The 25,977-nt window shown below is 64.6% G+C and carries 23 protein-coding genes; 16 read left to right on the forward strand and 7 right to left on the reverse strand.

Annotated elements, in window-relative coordinates:
* Positions 1–18: 18 nt before the first annotated feature.
* Entirely contained in the window at positions 19–1,194 is a 1,176-nt protein-coding gene (locus tag WS68_RS10360; RefSeq protein ID WP_059570704.1) for a muconate/chloromuconate family cycloisomerase, read from the reverse strand.
* A gap of 154 nt (positions 1,195–1,348) precedes the next feature.
* Here WS68_RS10360 and WS68_RS10365 point away from each other — a divergent pair, with 154 nt between their 5' ends.
* The 7 genes from WS68_RS10365 (at position 1,349) to WS68_RS10400 (ending at position 9,178) form a co-directional block, all read left to right on the forward strand.
* Complete coding sequence (locus WS68_RS10365; RefSeq protein WP_059570705.1) at positions 1,349–2,242, forward strand: LysR family transcriptional regulator; 894 nt, start codon at positions 1,349–1,351, stop codon at positions 2,240–2,242.
* Positions 2,243–2,694: 452 nt separating this feature from the next.
* Entirely contained in the window at positions 2,695–3,819 is a 1,125-nt protein-coding gene (locus WS68_RS10370; protein WP_059570706.1) for a hypothetical protein, read from the forward strand.
* Positions 3,816–5,024: a hypothetical protein gene (locus WS68_RS10375; protein ID WP_156429444.1), complete on the forward strand. Its 1,209-nt coding sequence runs from the start codon at positions 3,816–3,818 to the stop codon at positions 5,022–5,024. Before WS68_RS10370 ends, WS68_RS10375 begins: the two co-directional genes overlap by 4 nt.
* Before the next feature lie 346 nt (positions 5,025–5,370).
* Positions 5,371–7,125 (forward strand): N-acyl-D-amino-acid deacylase family protein, encoded by a 1,755-nt coding sequence (locus WS68_RS10385; protein WP_059570709.1) that lies wholly within the window; start codon positions 5,371–5,373, stop codon positions 7,123–7,125.
* A 189-nt stretch (positions 7,126–7,314) separates the two neighbouring features.
* On the forward strand, positions 7,315–7,872 hold the full coding sequence (locus tag WS68_RS10390; RefSeq protein ID WP_059570710.1) for a PadR family transcriptional regulator: 558 nt from the start codon (positions 7,315–7,317) through the stop codon (positions 7,870–7,872).
* 531 nt (positions 7,873–8,403) lie between these two features.
* Positions 8,404–8,850, forward strand: coding sequence for a hypothetical protein (locus WS68_RS10395; RefSeq protein ID WP_059570711.1), 447 nt, complete (start codon positions 8,404–8,406; stop codon positions 8,848–8,850).
* 76 nt (positions 8,851–8,926) lie between these two features.
* Entirely contained in the window at positions 8,927–9,178 is a 252-nt protein-coding gene (locus WS68_RS10400; protein WP_059570712.1) for a hypothetical protein, read from the forward strand.
* Between the two features lie 259 nt (positions 9,179–9,437).
* Here the strand turns inward: WS68_RS10400 and WS68_RS10405 are convergent, their stop codons facing one another.
* The 3 genes from WS68_RS10405 to WS68_RS10420 form a co-directional block, all read right to left on the reverse strand.
* Complete coding sequence (locus WS68_RS10405) at positions 9,438–10,097, reverse strand: carbonic anhydrase (protein WP_059570713.1); 660 nt, start codon at positions 10,095–10,097, stop codon at positions 9,438–9,440.
* A 535-nt stretch (positions 10,098–10,632) separates the two neighbouring features.
* Entirely contained in the window at positions 10,633–11,064 is a 432-nt protein-coding gene (locus WS68_RS10415) for an Hsp20/alpha crystallin family protein (RefSeq protein ID WP_059570715.1), read from the reverse strand.
* A 15-nt stretch (positions 11,065–11,079) separates the two neighbouring features.
* Positions 11,080–11,517, reverse strand: a complete 438-nt coding sequence (locus tag WS68_RS10420; protein ID WP_059570716.1) for an Hsp20/alpha crystallin family protein — start codon at positions 11,515–11,517, stop codon at positions 11,080–11,082.
* A 257-nt stretch (positions 11,518–11,774) separates the two neighbouring features.
* Here WS68_RS10420 and WS68_RS10425 point away from each other — a divergent pair, with 257 nt between their 5' ends.
* A complete protein-coding gene (locus WS68_RS10425) occupies positions 11,775–12,158 on the forward strand; it encodes a hypothetical protein (protein ID WP_059570717.1) in 384 nt (127 codons plus the stop codon).
* Positions 12,159–12,475: 317 nt separating this feature from the next.
* Here the strand turns inward: WS68_RS10425 and WS68_RS10430 are convergent, their stop codons facing one another.
* Together WS68_RS10430 and WS68_RS10435 are read right to left on the reverse strand one after the other, a co-directional pair.
* Positions 12,476–13,939, reverse strand: coding sequence for a sensor histidine kinase (locus WS68_RS10430; RefSeq protein WP_059570718.1), 1,464 nt, complete (start codon positions 13,937–13,939; stop codon positions 12,476–12,478).
* On the reverse strand, positions 13,936–14,610 hold the full coding sequence (locus WS68_RS10435; RefSeq protein ID WP_059570719.1) for a response regulator: 675 nt from the start codon (positions 14,608–14,610) through the stop codon (positions 13,936–13,938). Before WS68_RS10435 ends, WS68_RS10430 begins: the two co-directional genes overlap by 4 nt.
* Positions 14,611–14,734: 124 nt before the next feature.
* On the opposite strand from WS68_RS10435, the gene WS68_RS10440 reads away from it, so the two are divergent.
* From WS68_RS10440 to WS68_RS10455, 4 genes are all read left to right on the forward strand, one after another.
* Positions 14,735–15,835 (forward strand): ABC transporter substrate-binding protein, encoded by a 1,101-nt coding sequence (locus WS68_RS10440; RefSeq protein ID WP_059570720.1) that lies wholly within the window; start codon positions 14,735–14,737, stop codon positions 15,833–15,835.
* A gap of 104 nt (positions 15,836–15,939) precedes the next feature.
* Positions 15,940–17,721, forward strand: a complete 1,782-nt coding sequence (locus tag WS68_RS10445) for an ABC transporter permease (RefSeq protein WP_059570721.1) — start codon at positions 15,940–15,942, stop codon at positions 17,719–17,721.
* Positions 17,714–18,757, forward strand: coding sequence for an ABC transporter ATP-binding protein (locus tag WS68_RS10450; RefSeq protein ID WP_059570722.1), 1,044 nt, complete (start codon positions 17,714–17,716; stop codon positions 18,755–18,757). The genes WS68_RS10445 and WS68_RS10450 overlap by 8 nt, the downstream gene beginning before the upstream one ends.
* Before the next feature lie 129 nt (positions 18,758–18,886).
* Positions 18,887–19,972, forward strand: coding sequence for a porin (locus tag WS68_RS10455; RefSeq protein WP_059570805.1), 1,086 nt, complete (start codon positions 18,887–18,889; stop codon positions 19,970–19,972).
* A 238-nt stretch (positions 19,973–20,210) separates the two neighbouring features.
* On the opposite strand, the gene WS68_RS10460 is transcribed toward WS68_RS10455, so the two are convergent.
* Positions 20,211–20,345, reverse strand: a complete 135-nt coding sequence (locus WS68_RS10460) for an entericidin A/B family lipoprotein (RefSeq protein WP_059570723.1) — start codon at positions 20,343–20,345, stop codon at positions 20,211–20,213.
* Between the two features lie 450 nt (positions 20,346–20,795).
* Here WS68_RS10460 and WS68_RS10465 point away from each other — a divergent pair, with 450 nt between their 5' ends.
* The 4 genes from WS68_RS10465 to WS68_RS10480 all read left to right on the forward strand — a co-directional run bounded on the left by WS68_RS10465 (position 20,796) and on the right by WS68_RS10480 (position 25,965).
* Positions 20,796–22,091 (forward strand): aspartate carbamoyltransferase, encoded by a 1,296-nt coding sequence (locus WS68_RS10465; RefSeq protein ID WP_059570724.1) that lies wholly within the window; start codon positions 20,796–20,798, stop codon positions 22,089–22,091.
* Between the two features lie 205 nt (positions 22,092–22,296).
* On the forward strand, positions 22,297–24,543 hold the full coding sequence (locus WS68_RS10470; protein WP_059570725.1) for a TonB-dependent receptor: 2,247 nt from the start codon (positions 22,297–22,299) through the stop codon (positions 24,541–24,543).
* 4 nt (positions 24,544–24,547) lie between these two features.
* A complete protein-coding gene (locus WS68_RS10475) occupies positions 24,548–25,285 on the forward strand; it encodes a tetratricopeptide repeat protein (RefSeq protein ID WP_059570807.1) in 738 nt (245 codons plus the stop codon).
* A complete protein-coding gene (locus tag WS68_RS10480; protein WP_059570726.1) occupies positions 25,282–25,965 on the forward strand; it encodes a Fe2+-dependent dioxygenase in 684 nt (227 codons plus the stop codon). The genes WS68_RS10475 and WS68_RS10480 overlap by 4 nt, the downstream gene beginning before the upstream one ends.
* The last annotated feature ends 12 nt before the right edge of the window (positions 25,966–25,977 follow it).

Raw genomic sequence — 25,977 nt, forward strand, 5'->3', positions numbered from 1 at the left:
CTCGAATCAATGTCGAATTCAACGGCGCGCAGCCGCGAACGTCACGCGCGGGCGATCGCGCCGCAGCGCATCGACACGCGCTTCGTCGAGCGCGATGCCCAGACCGGGGCCTGTCGGCACATGCAGTTCGAACGCCTCGTAGCGCAGCGGCTCGGTCAGGATTTCCTCCGTCAGCAGCAGCGGCCCGAACAGCTCGGTGCCCCATTGCAAGCGCGCAAAGGTCGAGAAAAGCTGCGCCGACGCAATGGTGCCCACCGCGCCTTCAAGCATCGTGCCGCCATAAAGCTCGATACCCGCCGCATCGGCAATGGCGGCCACCTGCGCCGCGGCGAACAGCCCGCCCGATTGCTCGATCTTCACCGCGAACACATCGGCGGCTTCGAGGCGCGCGAGTTCGAGCGCCGTCTGCGGACCTTGCAGCGATTCGTCGGCCATCACCGCGACCGGAAAGCGCCGGACGAGCCGCGCAAGCGCGCGCGGCGACGCGACCGGCTGCTCGACGAGATCGCATCCCGCGTGCGCGAGCGCCGCGAGCCCGCGCGCCGCCTCGGTCTCGCTCCACGCCATGTTCACGTCCACCCGCACGCTCGCGCGCCCGCCGAGCGCGCGCTTAATCGCCGCGACATGCGCAATGTCGTGCGCGAGCGGCCGGCCGCCGATTTTCAGCTTGAACACGTTGTGACGGCGCAGCGCGAGCATCTGCTCGGCTTCGGCGATATCTCGCGCGGTGTCGCCGGACGCAAGCGTCCAGGCTACCGGCAACGTATCGCGACGACGCCCGCCGAGCAGCTCCGATACCGGCAGGCCGGCGCGCCGGCCGAGCGCGTCGAGCAGCGCGGTCTCGACCGCGCACTTCGCGAAATGATTGCCTTTGACGAACTGGCCGATCCGCGCCATCAGCGCCTGCACGCGCGTCGCATCCGCGCCGACCAGTTGCGGCGCGATGTAACGGTCGATCGTCAGCTTCATGCCTTCGGGGCTTTCCGCACCGTAGGCCATGCCGGCGATCGTCGTGCCCTCTCCAATGCCGACGATGCCGTCGGCGGTATGAATGCGCACGAGCATCAGCGTCTGGCTCTGCATCGTCGCCATCGACAACCGATGCGCGCGGATCGTCGGAATGTCGAGCAGCAGGGTTTCCACGCGCTCGATGCGCGCTTCGGCATGGCGGGAAAGAGTGAGTGCGGTATCCATGGGCACGAGTCTAGAAATGCGCACACGCCGAATCCAACACTATTTGCGTCTTATTGAATACCTTGAAGGTATGATGTGAAGTAAATATTTGATTTTTTTCTGATTTTTATCGATCAAAATACCTTGATCGATAGGAATACCGGAGATTGACTCGATGGACCTCAGACAACTGCGCTACTTCGTTGCCGTCGCGAACGAACGCAACGTCACGCGCGCGGCCGAGTTGCTGCATATCGCGCAGCCGCCGCTGAGCCGGCAAATCCAGCAGCTCGAGGACGAGCTGGGCGTGCCGCTGCTGATCCGCACGAGCCGGCCGCTGAAGCTCACCGAGGCCGGGCGACTCTTTTACGAGCAGGCGCTGCAGATTCTCGGGCGCGTCGAGCAGGTGAAAAACATGACGCGCCGCGTCGGCAACGGCGAGCGCAGTGTGTTGTCGATCGGCTTCGTCGCGTCGACGCTTTACAGCGGGCTGCCAACGCTGGTGCGGCGTCTGCGGCAGCACGATCCCGCGCTCGACGTGCAATTGATCGAGATGTATTCGATCCAGCAAACGCAAGCGCTGAAAAGCGGACGGATCGATCTCGGCTTCGGGCGATTGCGCGTCACGGACCCGGGCGTCGAGCGGCTCGTGATACACGCGGAACGGCTGATGGCCGCGTATTCGCCCGAGCACCCGTTCGCTGACGACACCGCGCCGCTGCCGGTCGGCCTGCTCGACGGCCAGCGCGTGATCATTTACCCGAAGGAGCCGCGGCCGAGTTATGCGGACCAGGTGCTGTCGCTGCTGCACGATCATGGCGTGCATCCGCCGGAAATCACCGAAGTTCGAGAACTGCAAACCGCGCTCGGGCTCGTGGCCGCGGACGCCGGAATCTGCATCGTGCCTTCGTCCGCGCGCTTCATCCGCCCGGACGTGCTGTACCGGCCGCTCGCCGACGAATTCGCGACATCGCCGATCGTGCTCAGCCATCGGCGGCACGACCGGTCCGAGTATGTCGAGTTCGTAAAGGCATTGACGCTGGAGATGTACCGCGAGCATCCGGGCTGAGCCGAGCTGGCCGGATCACGCCGGATAAGAATATCGAGACTGGACAGTCGGCCTTGCCGGCTCGGCTCCCCCCGACAAACCGGCTTGCCAGCCAAGCCGCGCCGATTGTTTCAATCGGAACTCAGCAATCCCGATGAATTGCCTTCAACAGCGAACGATGCCGATTGCCGCTTGTTTAAAACATGCGAAACGGCGACGTAAAACTAAAGGAAATAGGCTGAATCTTCGGTTCCGGCAGCATACGGACATCTGTATCCGGCGGTATATTCGGATAACGAATGAACGACAAAATGGCTGTTTGGATATAAAGTCCGTCAGGCGCCCCGGCGTGCTTCGAGTCTGCATTCGAACGCATCGGTCGACAACGCTTGCGCCGTCGCAGCGCAAGCGCTGCTGCACAGCAAAACCGCGGGACGCTAAATAAATTCAATATAGAAACAGGGAGACATGAAATGCAGGATGGAAAAAGGGGATGGCCTCCCCTGCTCGGCGTGGCAGCGGCGTTGCTGTCGCTCGCGCACTGCCCGGCGGCCGGCGCGGCGGCGGACCCGTCGAATCCGGCCGGGGCTTACCCGGCGAGCGCCGCGTTGGCGGCAGTATCCGCGCAGTGCGCCGACCGGCGGGCGACGCGCTTCATCGCCAATAATCTCGAATTCCGCTTTTCCGGCGACGCGGGTTTTCAAATCCGCCACGTGAATGCGTGGCTGAACGCCAACGATCCGTCGCGCCCCATCGTGATGGACGATCCCGAATCGTTCCGGGTCGATGTGTCGAACGGCGAAATATCGATGACCGGCGCCAATCTTGCCGCGCTGCTGAACCGCGAACTGTCGGACGCGCACGCGCCGATTCGCAACACACAAATCAAGGTCGTCAAGAACGGGCTGCAAATTGTCGGCGAACTGCTGCGCGGCAAAAGCTGGCTGCCGATGACGCTCACCGGACGCCTGATGCTGGACGATGCGGCAACGCTCGGCTTCGAAGCCGACAATATCCTGATCGACGGCGTCGAGGTCGCCCCCAGCCTGCATGTCGCGCGGCTGACCATCCAGAGCATCGTGCCGTTGCACACCCGCTCGATCTCGCTGCGGGACAACCGCATCGTGATCCGTGTGATGTCGATGCTGCCACCGCCGCAATTCCGCTTCTCGATTCAGGCAATCAGCCAAACCGGCGAGCGCATCGTCATGACGCTGGGCCCCAACCTAGGTTCGCGTTCGGCTTCGAACCCGGCCACAAGTGCGGCGGCCGGCGTCAACGCCGCCCCCCATGCCAACGCGAAAGCCGGCGCAGATGCGTGTGGCGAGCCGCCGCTTGCATCGATCGCCACCGGGCTAATCAGCGATCCGGCCCGCAGCTATCTGCTGCTGTCGGGCGGCGACATTCGCGTCGAGCGCGTGCTCGCCCGAGACACCACGCTCGCATTTTCCAGCGCCGATGCGTCAGAAACGCTGACGTTCAGCCTTTACGATTACCGCACCCTGCTGCAGCGCTGCAACGTCCGCTTGGGAACAGACGGCAGCGTTTCGATCATCAAGCGGCCGGATGCCGATAGACAAGCAAGGGGGCTCCAATGAAGCCGATCTGCGCATGGCGATGGGCGATGGCGGCCGCCATTTGCAGCGCCGCCGCGTTGCCAGTCTTGGGCGCGGACACCGCCCCGGCTGCACGCCCGCAATGCGACCGTTTGACGTCGGCCGCACCATCGCCGGTCGCGCCTGACTCGCCGGATGACGACACGGCCATCGCGCAAGCCGTCATCGATCCGGTGTCCGGCTACGCAACGCTGCGCAAAAAAAGCGCCGCCGGCGATGCTGGCCGGCCGTCGACCAGCTATGCCGCATGGCGCAAGTTCTGGCAAGCCGACATCACGCCGCTGCCCGCCAGCGCGCGGCCACCTTGCCCGCCTGCCGCGACCGACCGCCGCTCGGGCTATCCCCGCGTCGGCATCCAGATCCGGAACAGTGACATCTATTTGAATCAGGATCTCGGTTTTCATGTGTTGCAGCTGGATGGCTGGCTCGAACCCAAGCGCGCCGACATGCCGGTCGATTTCGACGCGCCCGACAGTTACAACCTGCGCATCGAGAGCGGCGAAATCATGGTGCCGTTCGAGGTGCTCGCGACGCTGTTCAACCGCTACATTCTGACTTACCCGGGCGCGCGGTTCACCGACGTCAAAACGAGCTACTACACGGCCAAGCAACTGATGATCACCGGCCGCGCGAATCCGTGGGGCCTGCTGCCGCATCCCAGCGTGCCAGTGACGATGATCGCCGACATCGCGACCATCGACGACCGGCCGGTGCTGCGGCTGACACCCCAGCAAACTCAGGCGTTCGGCCTGCCGCTCACGACGATGATGCACTTGACGGGCATCGGGCTGGCGTCGGTCGTGCCGATCACCGCGGCGGGCGTGGACTTCAAGGGCAATACGCTCGATATCGACTATCAGACGCTGTTCCCGCCGCCAAAGATCGTCGGCAACGCAAGCGCGGCGTGGGTCGGCGCGCGCGGGCTGTATCTGCGCTTCGGCAAACAGGGCGAAACGGCCATGACTTTCGCGCCGCCCGGCACGTTGCCGCAGTCGTACATCTGGCTGCAATCGGGCGACGTCAAGTTTTTCAACCTGACCTTGCTCAATGCGCGAGCGTTGATCCGGCCGGCGCCGTTTACGCGCACGTTCAGGTTCGCGCTCAACGATTACCGGCAGCGGCTCGCGTCCGGCGACGCGACCATCGCGCCCGACGGTACGCTCGAAATCGCGCTTCCGCCGAATTGACGCGATGGCTGACGCCGCAGGCTCCCCGGCGGCCCGATCCGGCGTGACGCGGCGCGACGCCGCGCTCGCATCCGGCATCGCGCCGGCCTCGGCAGCCTGCTTCGCGTCCGGCCGCTCGTCGCGGGGCGCGCTCATCGATCCCGGCCGCGACGCCGCCGCCCGCCCGGCTCGTTCGACGCCTCGCCGATCGAGCTGACCGGGGGCGTCTGCCGCTGCTGCATCAGTGCTATCCACAACCTTCTCGCTTGCGCTTTATCGTTACATCGTGCAATGTAACGATAAATAGAGACGCAGCCGTCTGCCCGCGCGCCGTCTGCGCTCGGAATACGACACGGAGACACGCCCGATGGCGCATTACGACACAATCATCCGCAATGGCTTATGGTTCGACGGCACGGGCGCCGCACCGCGCACCCGCGATCTTGGCATCCGTAACGGAAGCGTCGCCACGGTGTCGGACACCCCGCTCGCCGCCGACGGCGTGCAATCGATCGACGCAAGCGGCAAATGGGTGATGCCCGGCTTCGTCGACATCCACACGCACTATGACGCCGAGATTCTTGTGTCGCCGGGCCTGCCCGAATCGGTGCGGCATGGCGTGACGAGCGTTTTTCTCGGCTCGTGCTCGCTGTCGACCGTGCATGCCGACGCGCTCGACTGCACCGACCTCTTCAGCCGCGTCGAGGCGTTGCCGCGCGAGCAGATGCTCAGCGTGCTGTCGCGCGTGAAGACCTGGGATAGCGCCGCCGGTTACGTCAGCCATCTCGAATCGCTGCCGCTCGGTCCGAACGTTGCCGCGTTCCTCGGCCATTCGGACTTGCGCACGTATGTAATGGGGCTCGGACGCGCGGTCGACGACCACGTGCGCCCCGACCGCGCCGAATTGCAGCGCATGGAAGCACTGCTCGACGACGCGCTCGACGCGGGCTTCGTCGGACTGTCGTCGATGACGACACCGTGGGACAAGCTCGACGGCGAGCGATACCGGTCGAAATCGCTGCCGTCGACATTCGCGACATGGCACGAATATCGGCGTCTGAACCGTGTGCTGCGCCGCCGCGGGCGGGTGTTGCAAAGCGCGCCGAACACGACTAATCCGCTGAACGGCCTGCTGTTCATGGCCGCGAGCGCGGGCTATTTCCTGCGCAAACCGCTGCGCACGTCGCTGCTCGTCGCCGCCGACAGCAAGGCGGCCCCGAAAGGCACGCTCGACGTGCTGCTGAACGGCGTGAAGTTCGCGAACGCGCTGCTGCGCGCCAAGCTCGTCTGGCAGCATTTGCCGGTGCCGTTCGAGGTGTACGCGGACGGCATCGATTTCGTGATCTTCGAGGAATTCGGCGCGGGGCGCGCAGCGCTGCACCTGAACGACGCGCTCGAGCGCAACAAGCTGCTGCAAAATGAAGGCTATCGGCGCCAATTCCGCAAGCAGGTCGACAAGGGGCTCGATCTGCGGCTGTGGACCCGCGATTTGTACGATACGTTGATTGTCAACTGTCCCGATGCGTCGGTGATCGGTAAATCGTTCGGCCAGGTCGCCGACGAGCGCGGGCTGCATCCGGCCGATGCGCTGCTCGATCTCGTCGTCGCGCACGGCAAGCAAGTGCGCTGGCGGATGACGATCGCGAATCATCGCGCCGACGTGCTCGACCGGGTCGCGACGCATCCCGCATTGCAGATCGGTTTTGCCGATTCGGGCGCGCATCTGCGCAACATGGCGTTCTATAACGCCCCGGTGCGTTTCCTGCGGCGCGTGCACGAAGCCGAGCGGGCCGGGCGGCCGTTCATGACGATCCAGCAGGCCGTGCATCGCGTAACGGGCGAACTGGCCGCGTATTTCGGCATCGATGCCGGCACGTTGCGCATCGGCGATCGCGCGGATATCGCGATCATCGATCCCGCGCATCTGGACGCGTCGGTCGACGCATATCACGAGCAGGCGATGCCGGTATTCGACGGGCTGCGCCGGCTCGTGAACCGCAGCGGCTCGGCCGTCGCGGCAACGCTCGTCAACGGACAGACCGTGTACCGCGACGGCGCGTTCGCCGACGGTTATGGCGAGCGGCAACGCACCGGGCGTTTTTTGCGCGCGGCAACCCGCTAGCATGTCCCGGCCCGGCCGCCGCAACGCGACGACCGCCCGTCTACGCACGCGTCTTCGACGCGCCGAGCAACGGCAGCCCGCCGGGCTGGTTTTGCCGGCCCTGCGGCGGTGGTGCAGGACAGGCCCAAGCGTTGCGATATGGCAAGATGACGGAAATTCGATCATTGGCCTTGCGCCGTCCGCCGTCCCATGTCACTGCCTCATGCGCTGCTCACCTCCCTCGCCGAACGCCCGGGCTCCGGCTCCGAGCTGACTCGCCGCTTCGACCGGTCGATCGGCTACTTCTGGCATGCGACGCATCAGCAGATCTATCGCGAGCTGGCGCGGCTCGAGCAACGAGGCTGGGTGGAATCGTCGCCGGTCGAACAGGCGCGCGGACGCAAGCGCGCGTACCGGATTCTGCCTGCCGGATGCGAGGAACTCAGGCGCTGGGTCGCTCAGCACGACGATCCGAAGCCGCAACGCGACGAATTGTTGATCCGGCTGCGCGCGGAGGCGGCGGTAGGACCGACCGGGCTCGTCGATACGGTCCGGCAGCGGCTCGAACAGCATCGGCAAAAGCTCACGCTCTATCGCGAAATTGAAGCGCGCGATTTCGCACTCGATGGGCAGACAAAAAATCGGCGCTTGCAGCATCTCGTGCTACAAGCCGGAATCATGTACGAGCGAACCCAGGCCGAGCTGCTGCAACAAGCGCTGGACATTCTGGCGCTGCCGGACGAACAAGCGCGGCCGAGCGACGCATGACGCAGAACGCCGCTCGCGAAACGGCGCCGGCGGTTCCGTTCGCCCCCAAGCGATTCATCAGCGCTCCTGCCGAACCGGTCGCACCGGCCGAAAAGCAGCGGCTGGCTTGACGGCAACGGCGAACGGCTTCGCCCGCCGATCGAAATAAACGGCATGAAAGCCGCCGCATCGCTATCCGCGCCCCTTTTCGAGCATTTCACCGAGATCCGCCATCCCAAAAAATACCCGGCGCCCGGCAAATCCGCCCAAATCGACGGTACAGCGCGGCAATACAGGCACGATCGTTGCCGGCATCGCTTTGTTCGGAACACAAACCATTCGTTCGCTCCGCCGATTCATCGCCGGACAGTTTGCCCTCCATTCATCGCCCGGCATGCGCGAAGCGTTACATATCCAACATGTCAAGCCGATGTGCATCGGCGTTTCGATGTATTAAAATAAGCGGCTGACCCTTACGCCGGCATCTCGTCCGGCTCCGCTCAACCGCCCGCGCGCTGTGCTCGAGCGCAACGCGCCAACCTGGAGACATACGTGTTCGACATGCATGTGGCCCTCCTCGCGCATGACTACGCACATCGCGAGCCACGCGACGTGATGGGTGATCAAGGGCTCGTGATCGTCGGCGTCGGCAGGAGCGGCGAACGCGGTTTTCAAATGCTGTACCGGTTCGCGGATGTTTGCGCGTGCCTTGAGTCGTGCGGGACGAACGTGATCTTCGTCTATCCGAAAGAATCGGCGCGTCACGTGCTCGACCCGATTTCGGTGTCCAGCGCGCGAATCAGACGCAGCCCGAGCCTCTTTCTCGATGCCGAAGGGCTCTTCTTTCGCCGGCCGTGCCCGCCGAGATCATTAGCGCTCGCGCATCTAAGCCGCGACATGGAGCCGCTCGATACGGCAACGGTCGTGCTGCAAGACAATGGATGGGAAAGTGAACTGCGTGCGTTCCTCGCCCGCGCGCAGGCTCGCGTAATGCATTGAACCGGCGGTGCCGGTGCAATGCGATGATCGCGCCGGAAATGGCGAAGAGGCCGAACGACGGCCTGGAATTGTGTCGATGAAGCCTTGTGATGTTTGTCTGCCGTTCGCCGACGAGCGGCCCCCGAGCGACGCGCCGCTGATCGCTATCGGCAAGCCGACGAAGTTGCGGCCGCTGATGAGCAAGCCGCTGATCGTCGGCAAATTTCGTTGCCACACATGCGGCGCATACTGGATGCGGGAAACCGATATGTCCGAGCCGCAACGCGACCAATGGCTATTTCTCGGCAACGCGACGAGCATTCTCGAACCGGCCGCGCGCCGGCCGTGACCGACCGCCGGCCGGCAATGCCGCCGGCTCTGCGCAACGCATGTGCCGCGCCCGCCTGCAGGCAGATATGCCTATCGTGCCGTCCAAAACGAATTCGAATCCTTGCCAGCCCGCGCGCTGGCCGGTTACGCGAGCCGGCGGCGACGGCAAAAGATCGGCACTGCCATGCCCCCCGCAGCCGGAGCCGCCGGATATCCGCCACATCTGCAATAAGCCGCGAAAATAAAAACCGGCTATCGTGCCGGCAATTCAAACCGCATCACACCTGTTCGCGGCTGCGCGCAGTCACCGCAACGGTGGTCGGTGACTCGGCGAGCGGCACAAAGCGTCGCGTTGCGCCATCGAGCGCGTCGATACTGCCTGTTTCGATGTCGTAGACCCAGCCGTGCAGCGTCATGCGCCCTTGTTCGAGCGCAAGCGCCACCGAAGGATGTGTGCGCAGATTCGCCAGCTGGGCGATCACGTTTTCGCGCACGAGCCCATCGAGCTTGGCGCGAGGCGTATCGAACTGATGCGCGGCATTGATCGCCTTCGCGGCATCCGAATGGCGCAGCCAGTTGGCCACCGCTGGCAGATGATCGAGGCATGTGCAACGCGAAATCGCGCCCATCGCGCCGCAGTCGGAATGACCGCAAATCACGATGTCCCGCACACCTAGTACCGCAACCGCATATTCGACGGTAGCCGACACACCGCCCGGTTCCGGGCCGTAAGACGGCACGATATTGCCCGCATTGCGAATCACGAACAGCTCGCCCGGCTCGCGCTGCGTGAGGAGTTCGGGTACGACGCGACTGTCCGAGCAGGTGACGAATAATGCCTTCGGATTTTGCGTCGTCGCGAGTTGCTTGAAAAGCTCGACGCGCTGCCGATAGATCTCGCGCTGAAAACGCAGAAAGCCGTCGATGATGTCACGCATGTAACGTCCTCCAGATTCGATTGCTGGTACGGCCGTTCGATAAGCTGCCGCACCGGGCGGCCGCCATTATCGCCGAAATCGAATATCCGCCGAACATCCATGTCCGTTTTAATGCACTCATTGTGATGCGCTCGTCCACGCCGCGCCGCCGGCGCAAACATGCCACGCCAGCATCAGTGGCACATACGAATACCGCGCCGACGAGCAAGCCGTCAGCAGGCTGATTCGTGCCGCGGCCGGGTTGCCACTTTCGTCATTCAGGACGGCCGCGCCACTGCCGACATCGTCCGCGCTTGCGCATATCGGGCCTGCTACCCGGCCCGCGTCCATTCAACCGTCAAGCGCAAAGCATTGCCGGTGAAACTGCACACAGCGCGCGGGCGCAAACACGCCGCCGTCACCGATCCGGTGGCCCGATCACGTCCGGGTCCACATCAAGCGTACTGGAATTCGGACATCGCGCGCGCCGGTTCGGTTGAGCAGCGCTGCCGCGCATTCACCGTGGCGGCACGCGCGAGCGCTGCCGCCACGGTGCTCACGCCGCCTCGCTGCCGGCGCGTCCGGCCGTTTTCACCTCAATACGCCGCGGGCGTGCCTCTTCGCGACGTGGAATCGTCAGTTTCAGCACGCCGTCCTGAAGGCTGGCCTCGATTTTCGCCGCATCGAAATCCGGTGACAGCGTGAAAGTACGCGCGAAATGCGGCTCGCGTACTTCGGCATGCTGCAACTGGAGATTGGCGGGCGTCGGCACGATGGCTTCAGCTTCGATGGAAAGGTTGCCGTCATGAACCCGCACGTCGAGCTTGTCTTTCGTCACTCCAGGCAGATCAGCCCATAGCGTCACGCCGTGGCTGTTCTCATAGATGTCGACTGCCGGCGTGACTGCCGTGCGGCGCGCGGACCGCTCGCCTTGCGTGCGCGTGACGGCGGATCGTTCAGGTTGAGTGAGTCCGGTGGTGTCGCTCATTTTCAGCTCCTCGAATTACTGAATGGTGATTGCACGCGGTTTGGACGATTCGCGCTTGCCCACTTTGATCGACAGGCAACCATTTTCGTAACGTGCATCGACCTTGTCGGGATCTGCCGTTTGCGGCAGTTCGATGACGCGCCGGAACGTGCCGGTGAAGCGCTCCTGCGCATAGGCGCGCATTTCCTCTTCGCCCGGTTGCACGGGTTTGCGTTCACCGCTGATAGTCAGCAACCCTTTGTCGATCGAGACATCGAGCGCCGCAGCGTCGACGCCCGGCACAAACGCGACGATCTCGATCGAGTCATCGGTCGCCCCGATGTTGATGGCTGGAAAAGTGCCGAAACGGCTCGCCCGAATGCTGGACGGGAAAGTGCCGAACAGGCCCTCCATCTGCCGCTGCAAGCGGTCGAGCTCCCTGAAAAGACCCGTGCCGGAATAAAGATCGCTCATGATGGTGCTCTCCTCATGTGATGCGTGGAGGCGAACGGGCCTACGCGCTCCAGTTCGCCTGCCAACGTCTGGCAAACAAATCGAAACACGCAGCGCACGGCGCAGGTACTCGCCATGCCTCTGCTTGAGCGAAGCTTTAGATAGGCACTCGGATGAGGAATTCAAGAGGCCAAGAGGCGAAAACGAAATCGCGGCCTTGGAAATCGTCCGACAGATCCTATCATCGCAGGCAACGGCAACCCCGAACGGAGGACTCGATGGAATTCGACACTGACTGGATGACGCTCGGCAGGCACCGCGTGCGGCTACGCTCGACCAAGGGCTTTCCGACGGAAGCGATGCGCACCGCGGCGGAAGTGGTCCGAATTGCGATCGACAACAACATGAGCGCCCGTGCGCGGCTGGTCGAACTCGTCTGCCGGCAGGAAAAGGCCTACGACATCGTCATCGGAACCACGATAGCCGAGGACAAGGTTTGTGCGCCGCAGCTCGAAGCCGCCATTGCGGTCGTGCTCGGACTGCTGCCGCAGCAGATCAATATCACCGTCACGCCGGTCGCGCAGGCGGACGTGGACCTGCACTTCGGCGTCTACGAGCGGATGCTGGCCGAAAAATTGGGCACGGCACCGCCGATCCAGTAGCGCGGCATGCAACGGAAATTCTGCGCGCGGCGTCCGCCTGAACGGCAATGCGCCCGATACGAAGACACGCGCCGGGACACGCCGCGCCACGCCCCTCCGGCATGCGGCGTGTGCGCCCTGCCAGGCCGCCTGGCATGTAGCGGCAGCGGAACACGCACGCATGCGGTGGCGCCGCATGCCGGCATCGCGCCTCTAAACATCGCGCCTCTAAAATATGAAGAAATACCGGCGATGGCGGCCGGCATGGAACCCGGGTGTTGAAATTTGCCCACGCTAACGGGCCGGCTCACGCAATCGGCTCAATCGGTTCGATCGGCTCAACCGGTTCGATCGTCGAAAAACTGCATCGACTTGGTTCGCCCATTCGGCAAGCCTCGCGCCGCCTCGCTCGATAGCGGCAGCGTCACCGTCGCGATCAATCCGCCGCCCGCGGCATCGGTCAGCTCGACCCGCCCTTGGTGCAACCGCGCGATCTCCCGCACGATCGACAGCCCGAGCCCAGTGCCTTCGACCGTCTGCGCATTGCTGCCGCGATGGAAACGGGCAAACACGGCATCGCGCTCGTGCGCCGCAATCCCCGGCCCGTTGTCGATCACGTCGAGCCGTGCGCCGTCGCCTTCGCGCCCCACGCGCACGGTGATCACCGCGCGATTGCCTGCATAGCGGATCGCGTTGTCGATCAGATTGCCGATCATCTCCGACAGCAATTCGGGCCGCCCGTCCACGACGACATTCGCCTCGTGCTCGAAGCCGAGGTCGATGTCGCGCGAGCGTGCGACAGGCGACCAGTCGAGCGTCACGCTGCGCGCGACACGGTGCAGCGCGACCGGCTCGTGCGTGGCCATCTGGCCGCTGTCCGAATCGAGCCGCGACAGCGACAGCAATTGCTGAACGGTCTTCGCTGCCTGCCGCACCGCGCCATCCACGCGCTGCAAATGCACGCCGACCCGCTGTTGCTCGGCTGGCCGCAGCGCAAGCTCGACGCCCGCCTGCACGGCCGCGAGCGGCGTTTTCAACTGATGCGCGGCATCCGCGAAAAAGCGCCGCCGCGCGATCTGCATGCGCTGGGTGCGGCCGATGTACTGATTGATCGATTCGACAAGCGGCGCAAGCTCGCTCGGCATGCCAAGCGTATCGAGCGGAGCCGGATCGTCCTCGGCGCGCGCGGCGACCGTCGCGGACAGCCTGCTCAGCGGGCGCAGCCCGCGCGCCACACCCAGCCAAACGATGCCAAGCGCCAGCACGACGAGCAGCCCTTCCTGCAGCAGCGAGCCGGTCAGAATCTCGCGCGCGAGCGCCTGGCGCGCTTCGATCGTTTCGCCAACCATCACCCAGACGACTCGCGATTGCGCACTCGGCACATCGTGGATCGGCAGGCGCAGCGCCGCCATGCGCAGCCGCTCGCCGCGATAGACGGCATCGTAGTAATGCGTGACGAACGGCTCGCCGCTGCCAGCGCCGAGCACCTCCGGCAACGGCAGGTCGGGATAGCCGGTAACCGCGCGGCCGCCGCTCTCGCGAATCAGATAGTAGATCTTGCCGCCGTCGTTCGATTCGAACATCTCCAGCGCGAGATACGGCAAATTGACTTGGATCTCGCCGCCATTGAGCTGCACGCCCTCGCAGATCGATTTCAGCGACGACAACAGCGTGCGGTCGAACGCGACATGCGCGGCGTTCATCGCGCGCTGATAAGTGAGCCACGAATCGAGGACGAGCAGCCCCAAAAGCGGCAGCAGCAGCCATAGCGTAAGCTGCGTGCGCAGATTCGGACGCATCATGCCGAAGCGCTCGCTTCGAGCAGATAGCCCAGCCCGCGCAGCGTCACGATCGCCACGCCGCGATTGTCGAGCTTCCTGCGCAGCCGATGCACGTAAATCTCGATCGCGTCTGTGTTGACCGATTCGTCGAGCCCGAAGATCTTCTCCGACAGCGTTTCCTTATTGATCGCGCGGCCGTTGCGCAGGATCAGCACTTCGAGCACGGAACGCTCGCGCGGCGTCAGCGGCAGCGCTTCGCCGGCCAGCCGGAAGTTGCGATCAACGCTGTCGTAGACGAGCGGCCCGCATTCGACGCGCGAATGCTCGTGTCCCAGGCTGCGCCGGATCAGCGCGCGGGCGCGCGCCTCCAGTTCGGTCAAATCGAACGGCTTGGACAGATAGTCGTCGGCGCCCAGGTCGAGCCCCCTCACACGATCCTCGACCGAGCCGTGCGCGGTGAGGATCAGCACTGGCACCGGGTTGCGCCGCGCGCGCAGACGCCTGAGCACTTCGAGCCCGTCGAGCTTCGGCAACCCGAGGTCGAGAATCACGAGCGCGTAATCCTGGGTGTGCAGCACGTGGTCCGCCGCCTCCCCGTCCGCCATGTGATCGACCGCGAAGCACGCGGTGCTCAGCGCGTCGGTGAGCGACTGCGCAAGGATTGGGTTGTCTTCAACGAGCAGCACACGCATGGGAACCTCGGGAAATCCATGACACAAAATGCATTATTTTGAACCGAAATGAAAGCAGGCTGAAAGTGCGCCGCCCTTACCATCCGCGTCACTCGAACAACACAACAAATCATTGGAGGAAGACATGCCGTTCACATCCAAGCGCGCAGCCGCGCTCGCCACGATCGTCGCGAGCGTGGCCGCCAGCGCCGTTTGCGCGCAGGTTCCCGCCGGATATCCGGGAAATTACCAAGGCACGATCGACGCAGCGAAAAAGGAAGGCAAGCTGATCGTCTATTCGACGACCGACACCGGCCTGGTGCGGCCGTTGCTCAAGGATTTCGAAAGCCTATACGGCGTGAAGGTCGAATACAACGATATGAACAGCACCGAACTGTACAACCGCTACATCAGCGAGAACGCAGCGAACAGCACGAGCGCCGACGTGCTGTGGAGTTCCGCGATGGATCTGCAGATCAAGCTGGTCAACGACGGCCTGATGACGTCATACGATTCGCCGGAGAGTGCGCACATCCCGCAATGGGCGCAGTACCAGAAGCAGGCTTACGGCACGACCTTCGAGCCGCTATCGATCGTCTATAACAAGCGGTTGATTGCCGGCAACGAAGTGCCCAAGACCCGCGCCGATCTGATCCGGCTGCTGCAATCGCAGCCCGAACGCTTCAAGGGCAAGGTCACGACTTACGACATCGAGAAATCCGGCGTCGGCTTCAACTATCTGACCCAGGATGCGCACGTCAACGAGAAGGTCACCTGGGAGCTGGTGAAGGCGATCGGCGCCACCGGGCCAAAGCTGCAATCCAGCACTGGCGCGATGATGGAGCGGATCTCGTCCGGCGAGAACCTGATCGGCTACAACATCATCGGCTCGTATGCATACGCGAAAGCGAAGAAGGACAAATCGATCGGCTATGTGTTTCCGAGCGACTACACGCAAATCGTCAGCCGCCTCGCGACGATCTCGAAAAAAGCGAAGAGCCCGAATGCCGCCCGGCTGTGGATCGATTACCTGCTGTCGCAGCGCGGCCAGACGTTGATCGCGAATCAGGCGAATCTGTATGCGATCCGCTCGGACGTGAACGGCGAGACGTCGGCGGCGGGCCTGTCGAAGGCGCTCGGCGATTCGTTGAAGCCGATCCAGATCGGCACGGGCCTGCTCGTCTATCTCGACCAGTCGAAGCGCCTCGCGTTCCTCAAGCAATGGCAACAGTCGATCAAGCGCTGAGCGCCGCCTAGCGCGCCGCCCGCGCGGCGCGCCCTTCCCCTTTAGACGACTTCCCTTTCGACGATTTTCTTTTCAGGCGGCCCGCGGGCCGCAGGGGCAAACTCATGCTTTCAACCAGTACACGCGGCGCCCCGCCGGGCGCGTCCCCGCGCGTCGCGCAGCCCACGGCCGGCGGCGCGGCGCAACCGCTGCCGGCAAGCAGTTTGCAGCCGCTTGCCGGCATGCTGCGCTGGATCGTCATCGCGACGCTTACCGTCGCGGTCGCGCTGCCGCTCGGCTTCATTCTGTTCCAGAGCCTGCTGTCCGCGCCGTTCTTCGACGCGAACAAAACGCTGGGCATCGACGGCTTCCGTTTCATCTTCGACGATCCCGATTTCTGGTCAGCGGCGAAAAACTCGTTCGTGATCGCGGGCGGGATGCTGCTGATCTCGATTCCGCTCGGCGGTATCCTCGCGTTCCTGATGGTACGCACCGACCTGCCCGGCCGCCGCTGGCTCGAACCGCTGTTGCTCACGCCGGTATTCGTGTCGCCGATGGTGCTTGCGTTCGGCTATGTCGTCGCAGCGGGCCCGGTCGGCTTCTATTCGGTGTGGTTCCGCGAATTGACGGGCGCCGCGAGCGCGCCGTGGAACATCTATTCGATCGCCGCGATCACCGTGATCGTCGGTCTCACGCACGTACCGCACGTGTACCTGTATTCGTCGGCCGCGTTGCGCAACCTCGGCTCGGACGCCGAGGAAGCCGCGCGCGTGACGGGCGCGCGGCCATTTCGCGTCGCGCTCGACGTGAGCCTGCCGATGACGATGCCCGCGCTGCTGTTCGCCGGCGTGCTGGTGTTCTTTCTCGGCTTCGAGGTGTTCGGCCTGCCGCTGGTGCTCGGCGACCCGGAAGGCCATCTCGTGCTCGCAACCTATCTGTACAAGCTGACCAACAAGCTTGGCGTACCGTCGTATCACCTGATGGCCGCGGTGGCGATCTGCATCGTCGCGATCACGTTCCCGCTCGTGCTGTTGCAGCGCCGCCTGCTGAAAAGCGCGAACCGCTTCGTCACCGTCAAGGGCAAGGCCGCACGCATGACGGTGCTGCCGCTTGGCGCATGGCGCTGGGTCGCGGTCGCGCTCGTCGCGCTGTGGCTCACGCTGAGCGTGATCGTGCCGCTGTCCGGCATCGTGCTGCGCGCGTTCGTGACGAACTGGGGCGAAGGCGTGGCGCTTGCCGAGGTGCTGACGCTTGCGAACTTCGTCGAGCTGTTCGAGCAGGACAACCTAGTGCGCGCGATCGTCAACACGCTCGGCATCGGCGTGGCCGGCGGCGCGCTGTCGGTCGGCTTCTATTCGCTCGTCGCGTTCGCCGGCCACCGGCGCCACGACTGGGCAACCAAGCTGCTCGACTACCTGGTGCTGCTGCCGCGCGCGGTGCCGGGCTTGCTCGCGGGGCTCGCGTTCCTGTGGATCTTCCTGTTCGTGCCGGGCCTGCGTGAATTGAAGAACTCGATGTGGAGCATCTGGATCGCATACACGGTGGTCTGGCTTGCGTATGGCATCCGGCTCATTCAGAGCGCGCTGCTGCAGGTCGGCCCGGAGCTGGAGGAAGCCGCGCGCAGCGTCGGCGCGACGCGCGAGCGCGCATCGCTCGACGTGACGCTGCCGCTCGTGCGCTTCGGCCTGCTCGCCGCGTGGCTGCTGATCTTCATGATCTTCGAGCGCGAATACTCGACGGCCGTCTACCTGCTGTCGCCCGGCACCGAGGTGATCGGCTCGCTGCTCGTGTCGCTATGGGCAACGGGCGCAGTCGATCAGGTTGCGGCGCTGTCTGTCATCAACATCGCGATGGTCGGCGCCGGTCTCGGCGTGGCATTGCGCGTCGGAGTAAAACTTCATGGATAAGCTTACCGTCGATAATCTCCATCTCAGCTACGGCACGAACGCGATTCTCAACGGCGTGTCGTTCGAACTGAAGGCGGGCGAGGTGGTGTGCCTGCTCGGCGCGTCCGGCAGCGGCAAAACCACGCTGCTGCGCGCGGTCGCGGGCCTCGAACAACCGTCCGGCGGGCGCATTCAACTCGACGAGCAGGTTTTCTTCGACGGCGCGCGGCGCATCGATCTGCCCGTCGAGCAGCGCTCGCTCGGGCTCGTATTCCAGTCGTATGCGCTGTGGCCGCATCGCACCGTCGCCGACAACGTCGGCTACGGGCTGAAGCTGCGCCGCGTCGCGCCCGCCGAACAGCAGCGCCGCGTGCGCGGCGCGCTCGAGCAACTCGGCCTCGGCCACCTCGCCGAGCGCTTCCCTCACCAGCTCTCCGGCGGTCAGCAGCAGCGCGTCGCGATCGCGCGCGCGCTCGTCTACAACCCGCCCGTGATCCTGCTCGACGAGCCGCTGTCGAATCTCGACGCGAAGCTGCGCGAATTGATCGTGTCGCTTGGGCTTTCAGCGCTGTGCGTGACGCACGACCAGACAGAGGCGATGGCGATGTCCGACCGCATCCTGCTGCTGCGCAACGGCCGCATCGAGCAGGAAGGCACGCCCGCCGAACTGTACGGCGCGCCGCGCTCACTCTATGCGGCCGAGTTCATGGGCAGCAACAACCGGATCGACGCACAGGTCGCGGCCGTCGACGGCGATTGCGTGACGCTCGCCGGCGACGGCTGGCAGTTGCGCGCGCGCGCGCGCGATACGTTCGCGCCGGGCCAGCACGCGCAGGCGGTGATCCGCCTGGAGCGCGTGCAGCTTGCCGACGGCCCCGGCGCGAACCGGTTGCAGGCTGAGCTTGTCACGTCGATGTATCTCGGCGATCGCTGGGAATACCTGTTCCATTGCGGCGGCTTGCGGCTGCGCGCATTCGGCACTGGGCCGCGCGCGGCCGGCAAGCACTGGCTGGAGTTTCCGACCAACGACTGCTGGGCGTTCGCGAAAGCGGGCTGAGCGTTGCGCAGCGGCGCGCCGGCCGATCCGGCAGCCGCGCATGCGGCGTGCCATGCGCGGCGGCGCACCCGCGCAGCGGCGCGCGCCGCGCCGATTTTCCCCAACCATAAGAAATTGGAGACACCGTCAATGAAGTCATTCGCGAAACGCGCGCTGCGCACCGCGGCAGCCGGCGGCTCGGCCGCCGCGCTCGCGGCCGCCCCCACCGCCCATGCGCAATCGTCGGTCACGATCTACGGGATCATGGATGCCGGCGTCGAATATACGAACCACGCGGCGCCGGACGGCGGCAACGCATTAAGGCTCAAGTCCGGCAACAAGAACACGTCGCGCTGGGGATTGCGCGGCGTCGAGGATCTCGGCGGCGGGCTCAAGGCGATCTTCCGCCTCGAAAGCGGCATCGACCTGGCGAACGGCGGATTCGACGACGGTCCCGATTCTATCTTCGCGCGCCGCGCGACGATCGGGCTGAAAGGCAAATGGGGAGAACTGACGCTCGGGCGGACGTTCACCGTCACCTACGACTACATGCTGCCGTTCGACCCGATGGGCTACGCGCAAAATTATTCGTGGGCGACGTCGTCGATGGCCACCGGCGCACGCAAGGATGGCATGCTCACGCGCTCGTCCAACGCGGTGCGTTATGACGGCGATTTCAGCGGCGTCAAGTTCGGCGCGATGTACGGTTTCGGCAATGTGCCGGGCAGCTTGAAGACCAGCTCGACATACGATTTCGCGCTCGGCTACGCAGCCGGGCCGTTTGCCGCGGCGGTCACGTTCGACCGGCAAAACGGCGCGGCCGACAGCGTGACGCCCGCCGATCCGGTTAACTACACGCAGAGCATTCATGCGGGCCTGTCCTACGACTTCGGCGCGTTGAAGACGATGGCGGGCTACCGCCATTACCGGCGCACGTTCCATGCGGCGGCCAAGCAGTTGAGCGATATGTATTGGATCGGCGGCTCGTATCAGCTCACGCCGGCGTTTTCGTTGGTCGCCGCGGTGTATCACCAGAACATCAAGGGCGCCACCGATGCCGACCCGACACTCGTTTCGATGCGTGCGCAATATGCGCTGTCCAAGCGCACGGTGTTATACGCGGCGGGCGGTTTCGCGATCGCCAAGCATGGCAGCAAGGTCGGCGTATCGCGCGACGTCGCCGGGTACGGCAATACGCAAGTCGGCGTGACCGCGGGCATTCAGCAACGGTTTTAACAGTGGCCGGCGCACGCGACCTCTCGAGGTTCTGCCGTCGAGCGCCGCCAGCCGCGCGCATCACTTTCGCGCGTATTCGGGCCTGTATTCAGAGCGTGTTCAGGGCATATCGATCAGCCGCGAACGAACTGCATGCCGCGTCAATTCGGGCAGCCGAAACGGCGCGGGCCCGGCAATTCGCCGGGCCCGCCCTGCATCGCATGCGTAGGCTCGTCGAGCCGGCTGCTTGCTTTACCGCTTACTTGGCCTTTTCGGCCGTGTTCGAGATGGCTTGGCCACCCTTCGAAATGTCCTGGCCGACGCCCGCGATCGTATTGCAACCAGCCAACGCGGCAGTGAAGATCAACAGTGCTGCGGCGATCACACGGTTCATTCGTTTTCTCCTGATCAATGCGGTCGCGTCGACGAGCGCCCGTTAGTAGCGAAACTCACCCGCGCATGGGCGCGCGGGGGCGGGGTCAGATTATACGGATGCACCGGCTGTTCGAGACACTGCAATTGTTAAACGTCGTGCGGTGCGGGCAGTGCTGAATGCCGCCGCGCGGCAGTGGCTCAGGGGACTTAACGGAAGCGCGCAGCGGGATGGCGGGCCGCTCCAGCGGCCTGTTCGCCTGTTCGCCTGTTCGCCCGTTCGCCGGCAGTATCGGTTCCGAAGCGCCGCCAGTCCCGCTCAAAGCTACCGGCCGGGGGCGGATCACGCTCAAATCAGTTCGCCGCATTCCAGCCGTCGCGGCATGCAGTCTCGCCCGCATTTTTACTTGACTTCAATCGCCACCCGCATATTATACGCATCGCGTATATTTTCACCTGCCTCCACCGACCGATGACTATCCCTCAACAAGCGTTTCTGCGCGACGCGATGCGCCGTCTCAACATGACCCGCGATGCGTTCGCCCACCGCATCGGCGTCAGCCGCCGCGCGCTCGACACCTGGCTGCTGCCCGATGACTCGCAGGAATCGCGCGGCATGCCCGAGATCGTCGAACGCTTCGTGTCGGAGATCGTCGCCGGGCCATTACCTGCCGCAGGATATACGCAAAGCGTATATTCCCGGCAGCCGCTTACGAATCAGATCCTGCACGAAGGCAAGCCCCAGTTGCTGTCGGTCGATCAGTTCTCGCGCGATTCGGTCGAGGCCCTGTTCCGCGTGGCCGACGTGATGCAGCCGATCGCCCGCCGCCGCAAGATTTCGCGCGTACTCGAAGGCGCGGTGCTCGGCAATCTGTTCTTCGAAGCCAGCACGCGCACCCGCGTGTCATTCGGCGCGGCGTTCTGCCGGCTCGGCGGCTCGGTGTGCGATACGACGGGCTTCACGTTCTCGTCGATGGCCAAGGGCGAATCGATCTACGATACGAGCCGCGTGATGGCGGGCTACGTCGACGCGCTGGTGATCCGCCACCCCGAGCAAGGCTCGGTCGCCGAATTCGCCCGCGCGACGAACCTGCCCGTGATCAACGGCGGCGACGGCCCCGGCGAGCATCCGAGCCAGGCGCTGCTCGATCTGTACACGATTCAGCGCGAATTCTCGCGGCTCGGCAAGATTGTTGACGGCGCGCATATCGCGCTGGTCGGCGACCTCAAGTACGGCCGCACGGTCCATTCGCTCGTGAAACTGCTCGCGCTCTACCGCGGGCTGAAATTCACGCTCGTTTCGCCGCCGACACTGGAAATGCCCGCACACATCGTCGAGCAGATCGCGAAAAACGGCCATGTGATCGAGCAGACGCACGATCTCGCGCACGGGTTGAAAGGCGCGGATGTTGTCTATGCGACACGAATCCAGAAGGAGCGCTTCACCGACGAGTCGTTCGAGGGCTACACGCCGGATTTCCAGATCAATCAGGCGCTCGTCGACGCAACCTGTGGCCGCGATACGCTGATCATGCACCCGCTGCCGCGCGACAGCCGTCCAGGCGCCAACGACCTGTCGACCGACTTGAACCGCGACTCGCGCCTCGCAATCTTCCGGCAGACCGACAATGGGATTCCGGTGCGGATGGCGATTTTCGCGGTGCTGCTCGGCGTCGAGCATCTGGTCCAGCACTCGATGCGCGACGCGGCTTGGCGCCCGCCGGCTTACCTGGGACCGGAAGACGCACCGTTTCACGGGATCGATTGAACCGGCGGCGACGCACCCCGCGTCTCGCCCCCCCGCCCGCATCTTTCAACAAACATGAACGATAACGCTTCTCATTTATAAATTTATTTACTAAAATGTCGCCCGAAAACAATTTGTAATATTCGGACGCGAGCTGTCGAGCTATCCCGCAGGCTCTCATGGCGCCCTCGTCCGATCGAGTCTTATCTGGCAAGGATTACCATCGATGAAGTCGCGCCCCGACGAGCTGAAGCTCGGAAAATTCACCACGCTGGTCGGCGTACTCGCCACCAGCCCGGCGTTCGCGCAGAACGCCTCGCCGAGCGCCGCGCCCGCCGGCCACGACAACGAGCTTGCACCGATCCAGATCAAGGGCGCCGCCGAGCATAGCTACAAGGCCGATTTCGCGTCGTCCGCGAAATTCACCGCCCCGCTCGTCGACACGCCGAAATCGGTCACCGTGATTCCGCAGGCGCTGATCGAAAGCAGCGGCGCGTCCACCCTCACCGAAGCGTTGCGCACGGTGCCCGGCATCACGTTCGGCGCGGGCGAAGGCGGCAATCCGCTCGGCGACCGCCCGTTCCTGCGCGGCTACGACACGCAAGGCAGCCTGTTCGCCGACGGCATGCGCGACGTCGGCGCGACGACGCGCGAAATCTTCAACACCGAGCGCATCGAGATCACGAAAGGCTCGGACGGCGCCTACGGCGGGCGCGGCGGCGCGGGCGGCAGCATCAACCTGGTGACGAAGACGCCGCGCCTCGGCACGACGGCCGCCGCGAGCGCCGGGCTCGGCACCGACCGCTACCGCCGCTTCACCGCCGACGGCAACTGGCAGTTCGCCGAACACGCGGCATTCCGGCTCAACGTGATGAGCCACAACAACGACGTCGCCGGCCGCGACTGGGTGAACAACGAACGCTGGGGCGTCGCGCCGTCGATCGCGTTCGGCCTCGGCACGCCCACGCGCGTCACCGCAAGCTACTATCACCTGTCGACCGACGACCTGCCCGACAGCGGTATCCCGTACTTCTACACGACGTCGAACAAGCCGGCGAACGTCGATACGATCTATCCGGCGAACGTGAACCGGCACAATTTCTACGGCCTCGTCGACCGCGATTTCCGCAAGACCACGTCCGACATCGGCACCGTGCGTATCGAGCACGACATCACGCCGTCGCTGACGGTGCGCAACACGACGCGCTACACCAAATCGACGCAGGACTACATCTGGACCCAGCCGGACGACAGCCAAGGCAACGTGATCAACGGCCGCGTCTGGCGCCGCAACAACAATCGCGACAGTTCCGTCCATAGCATCGCGAACCAGACCGAACTGTTCGGCGAGTTCAAGACCGGACCGTTCAAGCACAACTTCACGACGGGCATCGAACTGTCGCGCGAATCGTCCGAGCGCGACGCGTACACGGTCGCGACCGGCAACGGCAAGAGCTGCGCAGCCGGAATCGGCGCGGCGTCCAGCTACAACTGCACGAGCCTGTGGTCACCGAGCCCGAGCGATCCGTGGGCCGGCTCGATCACGCGAAACAACGATCCGTCGTATGCGCGCACGGTAACGAAGTCGATCTACGGCTTCGATACGATCGAACTCAGCAAGCGCTGGCAGGTGAACGCCGGCGTGCGGATCGACGATTACTCGACCCGCTTCACCGACACCCGCGCGAACGGCTCGAAGACCTACACGCGCGACGACACGCTCGTCAACTGGCAGTTGGGCGTCGTGTTCAAGCCCGCGCCGAACGGCAGCGTCTATGCGTCGTATGCGACGTCGTCGACGCCCGCGGGCGCGCTGCTCGGCGAAGGTGCCGAAACGCAGTCGCTCACGCCCGGCCGCGGCGGCGTCGGCGCGAACGCAGACCAACTCGCGCCCGAGAAAAACCACAGCATCGAGCTGGGCACCAAGTGGAACGTGCTGGCCGACAAGCTGTCGCTGACGGCCGCGCTGTTCCAGATCGATACGACGAATGCGCGCGTCACGCTGCCGAACAACGAATACGCGATGGCCGGCAACAAACGCGTGCAAGGGCTCGAACTCGGCTTCGCGGGCCGGCTCACGCGCGCGTGGCAAGTGTTCGGCGGCTACACATACATGAAGAGCGTGTTGCGCGACAACGGCAAAAACTGGGCCGACAACGGCCATCAATTCCCGAACACGCCGAAGCATAGCTTCACTTTGTGGACGAACTACGACGTGACGCCGAAATTCACGCTCGGCGGCGGCGCATTCTATATGTCGAAGGTGTTCGGCGATACCGCGAACCTGCGCGCCGTGCCGTCGTACTGGCGCTTCGACGCGACGGCGCAGTACCGGATCAACAAGAAGCTCGATGTGCAGTTGAACGTGCAGAATCTGTTCAACCGCACGTACTACGATCAAGCGTATCCGGCGCACTATGCGTCGATCGCGCCAGGCCGCTCGGCGTTCGTCACGCTCAATGCGCGCTACTGACGCGATGCAGACGGTATCGCTTGCCGCGCTTGCGTCGGCCACGCGCGAATCGCTCGCCGAGATCCTCGGCGGCCCGCCCGAGCGCGCCGCCGCATGGGTCGCGGCGGCGGCCGAAAACGGCATCGTCGACGCACAGGCCGTGTACGGCCAATATCTGCTCGACGGCCGCGGCGTCGCGCGCGATCCCGCCGCCGCGCTCGAATGGTTCAAGCATGCGGCGCGCGCCGATCATCCGATGGCAATGAACATGGTCGGACGCTGCTACGAGTTCGGCTGGGGGACGGCCGCGAGCGCGGCCGTCGCCGTGTATTGGTATCGCGAGGCCGCGCGTGCCGGGCTCGATTGGGGCATGTACAACTACGCGACGATGCTCGCCCTCGGCAATGGCATCGACGAAAACCGTGCCGCCGCGCTCGAATGGTTCGAGAAAGCAGCCGCGCTCGGCCACGCGAAATCGATCAACCTGATCGGCGGATTTTACGAGGACGGCTGGACCGTCGCCGCGAACCGCGACATCGCCTTCGATTACTACCGGCGCGCCGCGCAGGCCGGCGATTTTCGCGGGCAGTTCAATTACGCGCGGCTGCTCGCCGAGCGCGGATGCATCGCGCAAGCGCTCGAATGGCTTGCGCGCGTACCGCGCACCGCCACGCCCGCGTTCATCGCGAAGATGCGCGCCTATCTGGCGGCTTCGCCAATCGATGCGTTTCGCGCCGCGGCAGCGCAGGAGTTCGCCGGATGATGCTCAGAATTGCCGGCGTACTGACGAAAGACGAGGTCGCGCAATGCCGGGCCGTGCTGGACCGCGCGGACTGGACCGACGGCAACGCGACGTCCGGCGCGCAATCCGCGCTCGCCAAGCGCAATCTGCAATTGCCGGAAGATTCGGCCGCCGCGCGCGCGGTCGGCAACGCGATCCAGGACGCGCTCGCGCGCCATCCGCTGTTTTTCTCGGCCGCGCTGCCGCTCAAGGTATTTCCGCCGCTGTTCAACCGCTACGCAGGCGGCGACGCGTTCGGCACGCACGTCGACAACGCGATCCGTCTGCTGCGCGGCACCGATTTTCGCGTGCGCAGCGATCTGTCCGCGACGCTCTTTCTCGAAGAGCCCAATGCATACGACGGCGGCGAGCTGTGCGTTGAGGACACGTTCGGCGTGCATCGCGCGAAGCTGCCGGCGGGCGATATGGTGCTGTATCCGGCGTCGAGCCTGCATCGCGTGACGCCGGTGACGCGCGGCGTGCGGGTTGCGTCGTTTTTCTGGATTCAGAGCATGGTGCGCGACGATGCCGAGCGCACGCTGCTCTTCCAACTCGATACGCAGATCCAACAGCTCACCGCGGAAAAAGGCGCGGACGACGCGGGCGTGATCGCGCTCACCGGGATTTACCACAACTTGCTGCGGCGCTGGGCGGATGCGTGACGGCCGGGGGTG

Source organism: Burkholderia sp. TSV86 (assembly GCF_001522865.1).
GTDB lineage: Bacteria > Pseudomonadota > Gammaproteobacteria > Burkholderiales > Burkholderiaceae > Burkholderia.

What these genes read in the sequence shown, in the direction of transcription:
- WS68_RS10360 (WP_059570704.1), bottom strand. Translation starts at nt 1,194, where the DNA reads ATGGATACCGCACTCACTCTTTCCCGCCATGCCGAAGCGCGCATCGAG.
- WS68_RS10365 (WP_059570705.1), top strand. Translation starts at nt 1,349, where the DNA reads ATGGACCTCAGACAACTGCGCTACTTCGTTGCCGTCGCGAACGAACGC.
- WS68_RS10370 (WP_059570706.1), top strand. Translation starts at nt 2,695, where the DNA reads ATGCAGGATGGAAAAAGGGGATGGCCTCCCCTGCTCGGCGTGGCAGCG.
- WS68_RS10375 (WP_156429444.1), top strand. Translation starts at nt 3,816, where the DNA reads ATGAAGCCGATCTGCGCATGGCGATGGGCGATGGCGGCCGCCATTTGC.
- WS68_RS10385 (WP_059570709.1), top strand. Translation starts at nt 5,371, where the DNA reads ATGGCGCATTACGACACAATCATCCGCAATGGCTTATGGTTCGACGGC.
- WS68_RS10390 (WP_059570710.1), top strand. Translation starts at nt 7,315, where the DNA reads ATGTCACTGCCTCATGCGCTGCTCACCTCCCTCGCCGAACGCCCGGGC.
- WS68_RS10400 (WP_059570712.1), top strand. Translation starts at nt 8,927, where the DNA reads ATGAAGCCTTGTGATGTTTGTCTGCCGTTCGCCGACGAGCGGCCCCCG.
- WS68_RS10405 (WP_059570713.1), bottom strand. Translation starts at nt 10,097, where the DNA reads ATGCGTGACATCATCGACGGCTTTCTGCGTTTTCAGCGCGAGATCTAT.
- WS68_RS10415 (WP_059570715.1), bottom strand. Translation starts at nt 11,064, where the DNA reads ATGAGCGACACCACCGGACTCACTCAACCTGAACGATCCGCCGTCACG.
- WS68_RS10420 (WP_059570716.1), bottom strand. Translation starts at nt 11,517, where the DNA reads ATGAGCGATCTTTATTCCGGCACGGGTCTTTTCAGGGAGCTCGACCGC.
- WS68_RS10425 (WP_059570717.1), top strand. Translation starts at nt 11,775, where the DNA reads ATGGAATTCGACACTGACTGGATGACGCTCGGCAGGCACCGCGTGCGG.
- WS68_RS10430 (WP_059570718.1), bottom strand. Translation starts at nt 13,939, where the DNA reads ATGATGCGTCCGAATCTGCGCACGCAGCTTACGCTATGGCTGCTGCTG.
- WS68_RS10435 (WP_059570719.1), bottom strand. Translation starts at nt 14,610, where the DNA reads ATGCGTGTGCTGCTCGTTGAAGACAACCCAATCCTTGCGCAGTCGCTC.
- WS68_RS10440 (WP_059570720.1), top strand. Translation starts at nt 14,735, where the DNA reads ATGCCGTTCACATCCAAGCGCGCAGCCGCGCTCGCCACGATCGTCGCG.
- WS68_RS10445 (WP_059570721.1), top strand. Translation starts at nt 15,940, where the DNA reads ATGCTTTCAACCAGTACACGCGGCGCCCCGCCGGGCGCGTCCCCGCGC.
- WS68_RS10450 (WP_059570722.1), top strand. Translation starts at nt 17,714, where the DNA reads ATGGATAAGCTTACCGTCGATAATCTCCATCTCAGCTACGGCACGAAC.
- WS68_RS10455 (WP_059570805.1), top strand. Translation starts at nt 18,887, where the DNA reads ATGAAGTCATTCGCGAAACGCGCGCTGCGCACCGCGGCAGCCGGCGGC.
- WS68_RS10460 (WP_059570723.1), bottom strand. Translation starts at nt 20,345, where the DNA reads ATGAACCGTGTGATCGCCGCAGCACTGTTGATCTTCACTGCCGCGTTG.
- WS68_RS10465 (WP_059570724.1), top strand. Translation starts at nt 20,796, where the DNA reads ATGACTATCCCTCAACAAGCGTTTCTGCGCGACGCGATGCGCCGTCTC.
- WS68_RS10470 (WP_059570725.1), top strand. Translation starts at nt 22,297, where the DNA reads ATGAAGTCGCGCCCCGACGAGCTGAAGCTCGGAAAATTCACCACGCTG.
- WS68_RS10475 (WP_059570807.1), top strand. Translation starts at nt 24,548, where the DNA reads ATGCAGACGGTATCGCTTGCCGCGCTTGCGTCGGCCACGCGCGAATCG.
- WS68_RS10480 (WP_059570726.1), top strand. Translation starts at nt 25,282, where the DNA reads ATGATGCTCAGAATTGCCGGCGTACTGACGAAAGACGAGGTCGCGCAA.